At 67.9% G+C, this 12,519-nt stretch carries 11 protein-coding genes; 3 read left to right on the forward strand and 8 right to left on the reverse strand.

The window, feature by feature from the left end:
- Positions 1–4: 4 nt before the first annotated feature.
- Positions 5–1,189 (forward strand): tRNA guanosine(34) transglycosylase Tgt, encoded by a 1,185-nt coding sequence (gene tgt, locus V7Z54_RS06815; RefSeq protein WP_334135372.1) that lies wholly within the window; start codon positions 5–7, stop codon positions 1,187–1,189.
- A 92-nt stretch (positions 1,190–1,281) separates the two neighbouring features.
- Here the strand turns inward: tgt and V7Z54_RS06820 are convergent, their stop codons facing one another.
- Together V7Z54_RS06820 and V7Z54_RS06825 are read right to left on the reverse strand one after the other, a co-directional pair.
- Positions 1,282–2,571 carry an FIST signal transduction protein gene (locus V7Z54_RS06820; protein ID WP_334135353.1) on the reverse strand — a complete coding sequence of 430 codons (1,290 nt, stop codon included), beginning with the start codon at positions 2,569–2,571 and terminating at the stop codon, positions 1,282–1,284.
- Complete coding sequence (locus V7Z54_RS06825) at positions 2,568–3,395, reverse strand: PhaM family polyhydroxyalkanoate granule multifunctional regulatory protein (protein WP_334135354.1); 828 nt, start codon at positions 3,393–3,395, stop codon at positions 2,568–2,570. Before V7Z54_RS06825 ends, V7Z54_RS06820 begins: the two co-directional genes overlap by 4 nt.
- Before the next feature lie 345 nt (positions 3,396–3,740).
- On the opposite strand from V7Z54_RS06825, the gene V7Z54_RS06830 reads away from it, so the two are divergent.
- Positions 3,741–4,124 carry a TraR/DksA family transcriptional regulator gene (locus tag V7Z54_RS06830; RefSeq protein ID WP_334135356.1) on the forward strand — a complete coding sequence of 128 codons (384 nt, stop codon included), beginning with the start codon at positions 3,741–3,743 and terminating at the stop codon, positions 4,122–4,124.
- Between the two features lie 156 nt (positions 4,125–4,280).
- Here the strand turns inward: V7Z54_RS06830 and ugpQ are convergent, their stop codons facing one another.
- The 6 genes from ugpQ to glpD all read right to left on the reverse strand — a co-directional run bounded on the left by ugpQ (position 4,281) and on the right by glpD (position 11,238).
- Positions 4,281–5,048 (reverse strand): glycerophosphodiester phosphodiesterase, encoded by a 768-nt coding sequence (gene ugpQ / locus V7Z54_RS06835; protein WP_334135358.1) that lies wholly within the window; start codon positions 5,046–5,048, stop codon positions 4,281–4,283.
- Between the two features lie 58 nt (positions 5,049–5,106).
- Positions 5,107–6,126, reverse strand: a complete 1,020-nt coding sequence (gene ugpC / locus V7Z54_RS06840) for a sn-glycerol-3-phosphate ABC transporter ATP-binding protein UgpC (protein WP_334135360.1) — start codon at positions 6,124–6,126, stop codon at positions 5,107–5,109.
- 12 nt (positions 6,127–6,138) lie between these two features.
- Positions 6,139–6,993: a sn-glycerol-3-phosphate ABC transporter permease UgpE gene (ugpE, locus tag V7Z54_RS06845; protein WP_334135362.1), complete on the reverse strand. Its 855-nt coding sequence runs from the start codon at positions 6,991–6,993 to the stop codon at positions 6,139–6,141.
- A 21-nt stretch (positions 6,994–7,014) separates the two neighbouring features.
- A complete protein-coding gene (gene ugpA, locus V7Z54_RS06850) occupies positions 7,015–7,896 on the reverse strand; it encodes a sn-glycerol-3-phosphate ABC transporter permease UgpA (RefSeq protein WP_334135364.1) in 882 nt (293 codons plus the stop codon).
- 323 nt (positions 7,897–8,219) lie between these two features.
- A complete protein-coding gene (gene ugpB, locus V7Z54_RS06855; protein WP_334135366.1) occupies positions 8,220–9,539 on the reverse strand; it encodes a sn-glycerol-3-phosphate ABC transporter substrate-binding protein UgpB in 1,320 nt (439 codons plus the stop codon).
- Positions 9,540–9,684: 145 nt separating this feature from the next.
- Complete coding sequence (gene glpD / locus V7Z54_RS06860; protein WP_334135368.1) at positions 9,685–11,238, reverse strand: glycerol-3-phosphate dehydrogenase; 1,554 nt, start codon at positions 11,236–11,238, stop codon at positions 9,685–9,687.
- 218 nt (positions 11,239–11,456) lie between these two features.
- Here glpD and V7Z54_RS06865 point away from each other — a divergent pair, with 218 nt between their 5' ends.
- Positions 11,457–12,275 (forward strand): DeoR/GlpR family DNA-binding transcription regulator, encoded by an 819-nt coding sequence (locus V7Z54_RS06865; RefSeq protein WP_334135370.1) that lies wholly within the window; start codon positions 11,457–11,459, stop codon positions 12,273–12,275.
- Positions 12,276–12,519: the final 244 nt, after the last annotated feature.

The following is a 12,519-nucleotide window of genomic DNA, read 5'->3' on the forward strand; positions in this document are numbered from 1 at the left end:
GCCAATGCTGCAATTCCAGATTCTGGCCACCGACCCGGCCTCGCACGCCCGGCGCGGCCGGCTGACACTCAATCACGGGGTGGTCGAGACGCCCGTCTTCATGCCGGTGGGCACCTACGGTACGGTCAAGGGGGTGACACCGCGCAGCCTGCACGAGATGGGCGCGCAAATCATCCTGGGCAACACCTTTCACCTATGGCTACGCCCGGGCTTGGACGTGATCCGCGCCTTCGGCGGCCTACACCGCTTCGAGCAGTGGCACAAGCCGATCCTGACCGACTCCGGCGGTTTTCAGGTCTGGAGTCTGGGCGCGATGCGCAAAATCACCGAAGAGGGCGTGCACTTTGCCTCGCCCGTCAACGGTGACAAGCTGTTTTTGTCGCCCGAGGTGAGCATGCAAATCCAGACCGTGCTCGACAGCGATATCGTGATGCAGCTGGACGAGTGCACGCCCTACTGGCAGGGCGACAAAGCCAGCGGCCACGTCACCACCGAGGCCGAAGCGCGCGCCAGCATGGAGTTAAGCCTGCGCTGGGCGCGGCGCTGCCAGGCCGAGTTCGAGCGCCTGGGCAACCGCAATGCGCTGTTTGGCATCGTGCAGGGCGGCATGTTCGAGCACCTGCGGCAGGAGTCGTTAGAGGCGCTGGTGGCCATGGATTTTTCTGGCTACGCCATCGGCGGCGTCAGCGTTGGCGAGCCCAAGGAGGACATGCGCCGCATCCTGGCGCACACCCCGCACCGACTGCCCGCGCACAAACCACGCTATCTGATGGGCGTGGGCACGCCAGAGGATTTGGTGGAGGGCGTGGCCTGTGGCGTGGACATGTTCGACTGCGTCATGCCAACGCGCAACGCACGCAACGGCACCTACTTCACGCGCAGCGGCGACCTGAAGATCCGCAACGCGCGCTACAAGGCCGACCCGCTGCCGATCGACCCCAGCTGCACCTGCTACGCCTGCGCGGGCAGCAGTGGCGTGAGCTGGAACGACGGCGGACGCGAGGGCTTTTCACGCGCCTATCTGCACCACTTGGACCGTTGCGGCGAGATGCTGGGACCGATGCTGGCCACCTTGCACAACCTGCACTATTACCTAAACCTGATGCGGGAGGTGCGCGCCGCGCTGGAGGCAGGGACCTTTGGGGCATTTCGGCAGCGGTTTGCCGCCGAGCGCGCTCAAGGGGTATGAGTGCGGCACGGCAACACCCGCGATCGGCGCGGCCCATTGCCGCCCCCGTCCGCACGGCTGGGTTGTTGCCGTGTGTGCGCCCCCGGCTGCGGTTATGCCTCGTCGGCCACGAACACCGTCAGCACGCCGGTGTAGCCGTAGAGGCGGTGGTGAGCGATCTCGCCGCCCGCAAAAAAGCCCACCAGCGGCACATCGCCCAGCGCCTGGCGGATGATTTGCAACTCGGCGCTGGGGCCGCCGAAGTGCGCGCCACCTCGGCCGTTGCAGCTGACGTACACCGCGCCTGCGATGCGCTGCGTCACATCCACCGGGGCGCTCAGGGCGTCGTCCCCTGCTCCCAACGCTTCGCGGATTTCGGCACAGATACGCACCAGGTCGGCGCGCGCGGCGTGCTCGTGCCGCTCGCACCACGTCAGACGGATGCCGGGCTGCACGGCGTCAGCCACCAGAAAGGCGCGCTGCGCCGGATCCAGTCCCACGATGTGGCGCACCAGCACGTCGTCGCCCAGGCGCAGCGGCACCCGGCCCAGCCGTGTTGAAACCGCGGGGGCGGCTTCGGTCTGCATGCCCACCAGGGTCTGCCGCAGCCGCGCGACGATGGCAGGCAGATCGTGCGCGGGCAGTGCTAGGTCGCGCAGCAGCACGTCCAGCGCTGGCTCGCCATCCAGCGCCTGCACCAACGCGCCCTCGGCGGCCGTCACGCGCCGCGTGGGGCCCAGCGCGCGCACCCCCTGGGTCACCCGCGAGACGATGCCGACATCCGGCCCGAACGCCACCCCGCTGATGCCGCCCTGAAACACGCCATCGGCCGCCGCGCGCCCCTGCCCGGCGACGGCGCTGCGGCTGGAGCGCGCCAGCTGGATCGAGCCGGCACGGCTGACCACCAGGCCACCGAAGAGGTAGTGCCCCAGGGTGCGCTCGGCCAGCTCGCGCACCAGCTCATCCAGGTCGGGCATGGCGGCGTCGGCGTGTACCAGCGCCGCCTGCGGCTCAAAGCCATCGACCGTTTGTGTGGCTCCCAACGGCACCACGCCACTGAAGACGCGGTAGCGGTGCGGGGCCACGTCGCACAACAGCACGGCTATGGCCGGTTCATCCCAGTACTCGACCCCGCTGGCACAAATGCCCACGCCCACCGCTCCCACCCAGTCGGTCACCTGCGGCAGCTCGGCACTTAGGTGCTCCAGGATGGCCTGGACATCGTCGGCATAGTGGTCGGTGAGGTAAACCAGCCCCAGAGGCGCGGCAGCCACGGTATCGGCGGCGCTGGGGTGTGCGTCCGTTGCCGAGGCGGCACCCTGGGCGCGTAACTGCGCCAGTACCAGAGCCGCCGCCATCGGCCATTGGGGATGGGTGGCGTGTGCGCACGCAAAACGCTTCATGGCGCAGGCTTGCGGGAGCGGGACGGGCGCGACGCGGCAGCCGTGGGCGACGCCGCGGCGACGGTGGTGGCAGAGCGAGACCGCTTCGGGCGCGGGCCCTCTGCCAACGAGGCGGGCGCGGGGGTATCACCCTCCCGCGCAGGTGGATGCACGGCAGCGCCACCGGCGCGCCGCGCGGCGGATGCAGCAGCCGCTGCGCCCGGTTGCGCCGCAGGGGGCGTTGGCGTTGCTGCGCGGGCAGGCATCGACCCCGTGCCCACCAGCCCCGCCGCCGCGGCCTGGGCCGCCTGCAGCGTCATGTCGCGCAGCGCCTGGGCGGCAATGGTCTGGAACTGCTCGGTGAGGGCCCGCCAGACGCGCACGGGGTCGATGTCGGGTCCGCCGGCCACGGACTGGGATGCCGCGGCGTCCGCGGTGGCTGCAGACGCCGGTCCGGCACCGGCGGCCGCGTCAGCGCCGGCTGCCGCTGCGGGCCGAGCCCGGGGGGCGGTCCCAGCCACCGCGTCGGCCACACTTTGCGCCACCTGGCCCAGGCTGACGTTCATGCCCTGCAGCGTCGCCAGCGTGAGCTTTTGCACCTCCAGCGCCTGAATCGTGGCCTGCAAGGCACGCGCGTTTTGCTCCAGCCAAAAATGCACCGCCTTGAGGTCGCGGACGCGGCGCTCCAGCTCCTCGACATCGAACACCGGTGCCACCCATTGCGCAGCGGGCGCAACGGGCTGGCCCCCCGCGCCCAGCCCTTGCAGGAGGAAGGCTAGGCCCGGCAGGTAGCGGGCGTAGGGGGCCATGGCAGCGTGCCAGGCGTTGGCGTCGAACGAGGTCATGGCGCACATCCTTTCTGGGCGCACGCGCGCGCCCACCTGTGAGGATGCCACAAGCGGAGGCTGCTGGCCGCAGGACGGCGTGCCGGACCGCGTCGCGGGACATGAGCCGCCACCAACTGCCACCACGAGGCAAGCGGTTTCAGGCTACGCATCCTGCCGCGCACGCGGGGCAACGCCACCCCGCCGGGGACACAAGCCCTCCATCATCCCGCCCCCGGCGAGCGCAGCGGCACGGGCTGACACTTGATCGAGGTCAAACCTCGGCCCTGTAGGCGAGAGCAACCCTTGGTGTACCGGGCTGTTCGCCGTCACAATGGCTTGTACAGACACAAGCGCTGATCTGCCATGAGCGACACCATCTCCGACACCTTTGCCCTGCAGCTGCAGCAGATGCGCAGTGACCTGCTGGCCCAGATTCGGGCGCAGCGTGGCGGCCGCATCAGCCGCGCCGAGGCGGCTGAAGACCCACACGCGCTGCAAAGCGGCGATCTGAACCAAGCTTACAGCGAGCGCGATCTGGAGCAGGCACTGAGCGAACGCGAAACCGCCGAGCTGCGGGCCATCGACGAAGCACTGGCACGCATCGCAGCGGGCACCTTTGGCGTGTGCGTGGACTGTGGCGCCGACATTCCGACGGCGCGGCTACATGCCGCACCGACCACGCTGCGCTGCATCGGGTGCCAGACGCGCTATGAGCGCGAACACCCCAGCGCCACCCCATCGCTGTAAGGGCACCTGCGCTCACCTCGGGTGGCATGCTTGCCGTCACCCCCTTCGTGATGGCCGCCCCGCACGGAGTGGCCACCCGCGCCTGACGCTGGCGCGCGTCGGCCGGGCACATGGACGCGAGCGGGTTGGCTGGTCGGCCACCGCCGCTGCGGTGAGCTATGTCAGCGCAGCCGGCCCCAGCGCATCGACGCGGTCGGTGATGATACCCTCCAGCCCCCAGGCCAGCAGCGTGGCGGCGCGCTCAGCATCGTTGACGGTGTAGGTCAGCAGCCGCCAACCACGGGCGCGGTTTTCGGCCACCAGGGTCTGCGTCCACAGACGGTGGTCCAGCACCACCGCCACACAGTCCAGCGCCTGCGCCTCCGCCCAGCAGCCCGGCCACAGGCGGTCGAGCAGCAGCCCGCGCGGCAGGTGCGGGCTCGCCTGCTGCGCGGCCTGTAAGGCTTCGGGGCGAAAGGAAGTCAGCAGCGGCCAGGTCGGCCCGCCTACGCGCCCCGCACCGTGCGCGCGCCACAAGGCGTCGGCCGCCTGCGCCACCGCGCGGCCGGTTTGCGCTTCGGTGCCCGGCGTGGGCTTGATCTCCAGATTCAGCCACGCCCCGCGCGGCAGCGCCCACTGCACCAGCCGCTCCAGGCTCAGCAGCGGCTCACCGGCAAACGCCGGGCTGTACCAGCTGCCTGCGTCCAGCGTCTGCAGCTCGGCCCAGGTGCGGTCACCGGCACGCCCGCGACCGTTGGTGGTGCGCTCCAACGTGGCGTCGTGCAGCAGAAACGGCACGCCGTCGGCCGACAGCTTCACGTCGCACTCGAAGGCGCGCCAGCCCAGCCGCCAGCCCAGCTCGAAGGCCGCCAGGGTATTTTCCGGCGCCAATTTCCCCGCTCCGCGGTGGGCGATCCAAGTGGGTACCGTTTCCAGCATCGTCATCGGTGCCGCCTTGTCTTTACCTTGACGCTGACCCTCCGTGCTCGGCCAGCCATACTCATCAGTCACCAATGCGACGCCCGCTGTCGGGATCGAAATGGTGCAGCCGGTCGGGCAGCGGACGCACGTGCAGCGTCGCTCCCACGGCGGGGTGGCAGTCGTCCGACTCGGCCACCCGCACGGTGATGGGCTGCCCGTGCGTGCGCCCGTGGATGAGGCGCTCGGCCCCCAGCAGTTCCACCGCCTCCACCGTCACGGGCCAGCCGTCGCCTGCGGGCACCACGCGCAGGTGCTCGGGACGCACGCCCAGCAGCGCGCCCGCCCGCGCACCGGGTACGTCGCGCAGCAGATTCATGGCCGGCGAGCCGATGAAGGTGGCCACGAACGTGGTGGCGGGCCGGTGGTACACCTGTTCAGGGGTGCCAAATTGCTCCATGCGCCCGACATTCATCACCATCACGCGCTGCGCCAGCGTCATTGCCTCTACCTGGTCGTGGGTGACGAACAGGCTGGTGATGCCCAGCTCGCGGTGCAGCTTCTGGATTTCCAGGCGCGTTTGCACGCGCAGCTTGGCGTCCAGGTTGGACAGCGGCTCGTCGAACAGAAACACCTGCGGCTGGCGCACGATGGCGCGCCCCATGGCCACGCGCTGGCGCTGCCCCCCCGACAGCTGCCGCGGCTTGCGCTGCAGCAGTGCGCCCAGCTCCAGGATGGCGGCGGCCTGCTGCACGCGGCGCTGGATCTCGGCTTTGGGCAACCCGCGCAGCTTCAGCCCATAGGCCATGTTGTCGTACACCGTCATGTGCGGGTACAGGGCGTAGTTTTGAAACACCATCGCGATGTCGCGCTCGGCCGGCTCGAGCGCGTTGACGACGCGCTCGCCAATGCGAATGGTGCCCTCGCTGATGGGCTCCAGGCCCGCCACCATACGCAGCAGCGTACTTTTGCCGCAGCCGGACGGACCGACGATGACCACGAATTCGCCATCGTCGATGGCAACGCTCAAGCCATGGATGGCGGTGACGGACTGCCGACCGTGCTCATAGCGTTTGATGACGTTGTCAAAATGCAAAGAAGCCATGATGCGGGTTATTTATTTTTCGCTGTCCACCAGCCCCTTGACGAACCAGCGTTGCATCGCCAACACGACGACGACAGGCGGCAGCATCGCCAGCATGGCGGTGGCCATGACGATGTTCCACTCGGTGTAGGTTTCCCCCGCAATCAGGCGCTTGATGCCCAACACGATCGGGTACATCGACTCGTCGGTGGTGACCAGCAGCGGCCACAGGTATTGATTCCAGCCGTAGATGAACTGAATGACGAATAGCGCCGCGATGCTGGTGCGCGACATCGGCAGCAGCACGTCCCAGAAAAAGCGCAGTGGCCCGGCGCCGTCCACACGCGCGGCCTCCACCAGTTCGTCGGGCACGGTCAGGAAGAATTGCCGGAACAGAAAGGTGGCCGTGGCGGAGGCGATCAACGGCACCGTCAGCCCGACGTAGGTGTTAAGCAGACCCAGGTCGGCGATGACCTCGTACGTGGGGCCGATGCGCACCTCCACCGGCAGCATCAGCGTCACGAAAATGGCCCAGAACACCAGCTGCCGCAGCGGAAAGCGGAAGTACACGATGGCAAACGCCGACAACAGCGAAATCACGATCTTGCCAATGGCAATCGTCAGCGCCATCACCAGGCTCACCCCCAGCATCGGCAGGCCCGGCGCGAAGCGGCTGCCGGCACTGGTCTCGCCACCCAGCAGCGCCAGCCGGTAGTTTTCGGCCAGATGCCGGCCCGGCAGCAGCGACAGCGGCGCGCTGCTGGCAATCTCCTGTGCGCTTTGCGTGGAGGCCACGAAGGTCAGGTAGACGGGAAAGGCCACCGCCAGCACGCCCAGGATCAGGATGGCGTGCGCCAGCGCATCCAGCCACGGCCGTCGTTCCACCATGATGCCACCTCCCCCTTGCGTTCAGTACTGGACCTTGCGCTCGATGTAGCGAAACTGCACCACCGTCAGCGCAATCACGATGGCCATCAGAATCACCGACTGGGCGGCCGAACCGCCCATGTCCAGCGCCTTGAAGCCATCGTAGTACACCTTGTACACCAGGATCGCCGTATCCTTGCCGGGCCCGCCCTGGGTGGTGGCGTCGATGATGGCGAAGGTGTCGAAAAAGGCATACACGACGTTGATGACCAGCAGGAAAAACGTCGTGGGCGACAACAGCGGAAAGACAATGGTCCAGAAACGGCGCCAGGGTCTGGCGCCGTCAATGGTGGCGGCCTCGATTAGGGAGCGCGGGATGGCCTGCAACCCCGCCAAAAAGAACAGAAAGTTATACGAAATCTGCTTCCAAACGGCAGCCAACACCACCAGTGACAGGGCATGCCCGCTGTCGAGCCGGTGATTCCAATCGATGCCTGCCTGCTGCAGCGCCCACGCCACCACCCCCATCGGCGAGGCGAACATAAACATCCACAGCACACCGGCCACCGCCGGGGCCACCGCGTAGGGCCAAATCAGCAAAGTGCGATAGGCGCGCGCACCGCGCACCACGCGATCAGCCATCACCGCCAGCAGCAGCGACACCGCCAGCCCGATGCCCGCTACCAGCAGCGAAAACACGGCGGTGACGCGAAACGACTGCAGGTAGGTCTCGTCGTTGAACAAGCGGCGGAAGTTATCGGCACCAATGAAGTGCAAGTCGCCACCGAAGACATCCTGCTCCATGACGCTGTGCAACAGCGCTTGCGCCGCGGGCCAAAAAAAGAATATGCCGACGATGACCAGCTGCGGCGCGACCAGCACCCAGGGCAGCCAGCGCGAGGCAAAGCGAACGCGTTTTTCCATGACCAGGCTCTTTCGCTGCGCGCCACGCCTAGCCGGTCAGACGCTCAAGCGCCCGCCACAGCTGGGCGCGCCAACTGGCGTTGGCGCACGCAAGCGTGCCGTGGAGGAACGCGCCGGTCAGGCACACTCGCGCTGCCCGGCCCGGGCGCTCTGACCACACAGCACACGATCGTCAGGCCCAAGCCCGGCCATGGTCGCCCGCACGGCGTCGGCCGGTGAACCGGCTACAAGCAGCCGGTTCACCACACTCGCTCCACGGCCATGCGTGTTATGCGACGTCCAGGCTTGCGCTCTGTCACATCAGCGATCCCGACTTTAGCGCGTTACAGGCGCCCCTGGGCGGTCCGCTGGAAGCGCTCCAGCTGCTCGTTGCCACGCCGCACGGCGTCATCGAGTCCTTGCTTGGCGCTTTTGCGGCCCGCCCACACCTGCTCCAGCTCCTCATCCACAATGGTGCGGATCTGCACAAAGTTGCCCAGCCGGATGCCGCGCGATTTGTCGGTGGTCTTGCGGATCATTTGCTCCACTGACACATCGGTACCCGGATTCTGCTTGTAGAAGCCCGATTTTTCCGTCAGCTCGTAGGCGGCCTTGGTCACCGGCAAATAGCCGGTGCGCTGGTGGCTGCGCGCGGCCACATCGGGCTTGGACAGATAGGCGAAGAACTGCGCCACCCCCTTGTACTCGGCGTCCTTTTTACCTGCCATCACCCACAGGCTGGCACCGCCAATGACGGTGTTTTGCGGCGCGCCGGGTACGTCGGCGTAGTACGGCAGTGTGGTGATACCAAAGTCGAACTTGGCGTTGCGCTTGACATTGGCATACAGCGCGGAGCTGCCGGTCAGCATCGCGCACTCGCCCGAGACGTAGGAGGCGTCGGCGGCGCTGCCGCGGCCCTTGTAGACGAACAGACCCTGCTGGGCCATGTTGGCCAGGTTTTCGATGTGGCGCACGTGCAGCGGCGAATTGATGGTCAGCCGCGCATCCAGACCGCCGAAGCCGTTGTTGCGGCTGGCAAACTCCACGTTGTGCCAGGTGGAGAAGTTTTCCAGTTGGGTCCAGCCCTGCCAGCTGGTGGTCAAGGGGCACTTGTGCCCACTGGCTTTGAGCTTGGCAGCAGCCAGCGCCACGTCCGACCACGTTTTGGGCGGCTTGTTCGGATCAAGCCCCGCCGCCTTGAAGGCGTCTTTGTTGTAGTGCAGCACGGCGGTGGAGCTGTTAAACGGAAAGCTCAACATCTGCCCGTTGGGCGCGGTGTAGTAGCCCTTGACAGCGTCCACATAGGCGTTGGGGTCGAACGAGACGCCCGCCTTCTTCATCACCTCGGCCACCGGCACGATGGCGTTGCGGCTGGCCATCATGGTGGCAGTGCCCACCTCGAACACCTGCAGGATGTGCGGCGCGTTGCCAGCGCGAAACGCGGCGATGGCCGCCGTCATCGACTCGTCGTAGCTGCCCTTGAACACCGGCACCACCTTGTAGTCTTTCTGGCTGGCGTTGAATTCGCTGGCCAGATCGTTAACCCACTCGCCCAGCGCCCCGCCCATCGAGTGCCACCAGACGATTTCGGTTTGCGCCTGGGCGCTGACGGCACCCGCAGCAATCAGGGACGCAGCCAGCAGCCGTGTGAGAGTTCGTTTCATCGCAGCTCCTTGGGGATGGACCATCGTATCGTGACCGAACACAAACGAATGTGTCCGGCATTGTCCGAACAGGCGGTGACTGTTTAGTGACAAACGGCTGTGTCGGCCAACCTCCCCTAGGGTTTATCCGGGGCTCGGGAATCGCTCAGACGTCGCCAGCGCGACGATCCAGCCACTGCGCCACGCGCTGGCGCTCGGCCTCGTCAAGCAGCAGGCCCAGCTTGGTGCGGCGCCACAGCACGTCGTCGGCCGTGCGCGCCCACTCGCCTGTGACGGCGTGGTGCAGCTCGGCCTCGTACAGTCCGGGGGCCACCTCCTCGCCCAGGTCGGCAGGGCGCTGCGCCGACTCCAGCCAGCGCAGCGCCAGCGTGCCGTAGGCGCGCGTCCAGCGCGCCGCCAGCGTCGCGGCCAGCCACGGCCAGCGCTGGCGCAGGTGCGCTTCGAACCGTTGCGCCGCTTGCATCGGGCTGGCACTGGACCCTACCACGGCTTCCAGATCGCCACCGGGCAGGGGCGCATGCGCGGTCCAGTCGGGGCCGGTGCGGGGCAGCACCGCGCGCAGGCGTTGCGCGGCCTCCTGTGCCAGCGTGCGAAATGTGGTGATCTTGCCGCCCCATACGGTCAGCAGCGGCGCCCCCTGCACCGTCTGCAGCTCCAGCTGGTAGTCGCGCGTCACCGCCGAGGGGTCGTCGCTCGCATCTTCCAGCAGCGGGCGCACGCCGCTGTAGTGCCACACCACGTCGTCAGGCCGCACGGGATGGCGGAAGTAACGCCCCACCTCGCGGCACAGGTAGGCGATTTCGTCGGCGTCGATGCGGGCCGCGGCCGGATCCGCGTGGTGCTCGACGTCGGTGGTACCGATGAGGGTAAAGCGCTGCAGATACGGGATGGCAAAGATCACGCGCCGGTCGCTGGCCTGCAGCAGGTACGCGTCGTCGTGCGCAAACAGGCGCGGCACGACGATGTGGCTGCCCCGCACCAGGCGCAGATGGCGCTGCGGGGTCTGCCCCAGCTGCTGGCGCAGCACCGCTTCGGCCCAGGGGCCGGCGGCATTGACCACGGCGCGCGCGCGCACCGTCCATGCCGCCCCCTGTTGTGACTGTAAAGTCGCCAGCCAGCCGCCGTCTTGCGGCCGCAGTGCGGTGCAGTGGGTGCGCGTGTGGATGTGTGCGCCGCGCTGGGCGGCGTCCATGGCGTTGAGCACCACCAGCCGCGCGTCATCGACCCACGCATCGGCGTAGTGAAAGGCACGGGTGTGCGACGGGGTCAGCGGCTCACCCGCCGGGTGGCGGCGCAAATCGAGCGCGCCAGAGGCCGGCAACCAGCGCCGGCGCGCCAGATGGTCGTACAGCCACAAGCCGGCGCGGATCATCCACGCCGGGCGCATCGTCGGCTGATGCGGCATGATGAAGCGCAACGGCTTGACCAAGTGCGGGGCCACGCGCAACAGCACCTCGCGCTCGGCCAGCGCCTTGCGCACCAAAGCGAATTCGCCGTACTCCAGGTAGCGCAGGCCGCCGTGGATCAGCTTGGTGGAGGCGCTCGAGGTGTGTGCAGCCAGGTCGTGCTGTTCGCACAACAGCACGCGCAGCCCACGGCCCGCCAGGTCGCGCGCGATGCCGCAGCCGTTGATACCCCCGCCGACGATCAGCACGTCGACCGGCTGCGATGCGGGAAAGGATGAGGACGAGGCACCCATGGCATGCGGAAAAACCTTGGCAACGACCAGAAGCCGGCAGCGACAGGGCGACGTAACGGCCGGGCAGCGTGAACCCCGCCCAGCCACCGGCGTACCGCTGGTACCTGCCGCGCTTATTTACGGATTGTATTTGTTTCGGTTCGTTTGCGCTCGTTTTGCGTGACGCAAAGGAAAGATATGCTCGAGCCGAACGCGCGCCCTGCGGCACAATCATGTCCATGCCCGCCCACCTCGCCACCTCTGCCCGTCGCGCACTCAACCCGCGCCAGAGCGACCTGTTGGCCGCCGTTCGTGAAGCCGGCGCGCTCAGCATCGAAGCGTTGGCGCAACGGTTTGGCGTGACGCTGCAGACGGTGCGCCGTGACGTACGCCAGCTCGAACAGCTGGGGCTGCTGGCGCGCTTTCACGGTGGTGTGCGTACCCCCGTATCCACCGTCGAGAATCTGGCCTACGCCCAACGCAAGGCGCTCAACGCCGGGGCTAAGGAGCTGATCGCCCGCGCGGTAGCGCGCGACATTCCGGCGGGCTGTTCGCTGATCCTGAACATCGGCACCACCACCGAGGCGGTGGCGCGCGCACTGCTACACCACCGCGGCCTGCGCGTCATCACCAACAACCTCAACGTGGCCGCCATCCTGTCCGACAACCCCGACTGCGAGGTCATCGTCACCGGCGGCGTGGTGCGCGCGCGCGACCGCGGCATCGTCGGCGAAGCCACCATCGACTTCCTGCGCCAGTTCCGGGTCGATATCGCGGTGATCGGCATCTCGGGCATCGAGGGCGACGGCACGTTGCGCGACTACGACGTGCGCGAGGTGCGCGCGGCGCGCACCATCATCGAACACGCACGTCAGGTGTGGCTGTGTGCCGATCACAGCAAGTTTGGCCGCCCGGCGATGGTCGAAGTGGGACACCTGTCCGACGTCACCCGCATCTACACCGACCAGCCGCCACCGGCACCGTTTGACCGCCTGCTGCGCGACGCCGATGTCGCGTGCGTCATCGCTGCCGAAGTGGCGGGGGCCCACGGCGGGTAAGCGGCCCGCCCGACCCCGGGCGGCAGCCCCGACGCGCCGCCGGGCGCGCGCCACCCCTCACCCCGCACCGCTACAACGCAGCGGGCCAGCTGACATCGATGGCGCCAAAGGGGTTGTCCCCATCCGGCAAGCGCGCCTCGATGACGACGCGGCTACCCGGTGCCAACCACGGCGTGCCGGGCTGGCCCAGGGTTTCGCGCTCGGCCGCGCGTCGCTGCGCCAGCGTGCCGAAGCCGCGCGGCCA

This window comes from Tepidimonas sp. (assembly GCF_036824975.1).
Taxonomy (GTDB): Bacteria; Pseudomonadota; Gammaproteobacteria; order Burkholderiales; family Burkholderiaceae_C; genus Tepidimonas.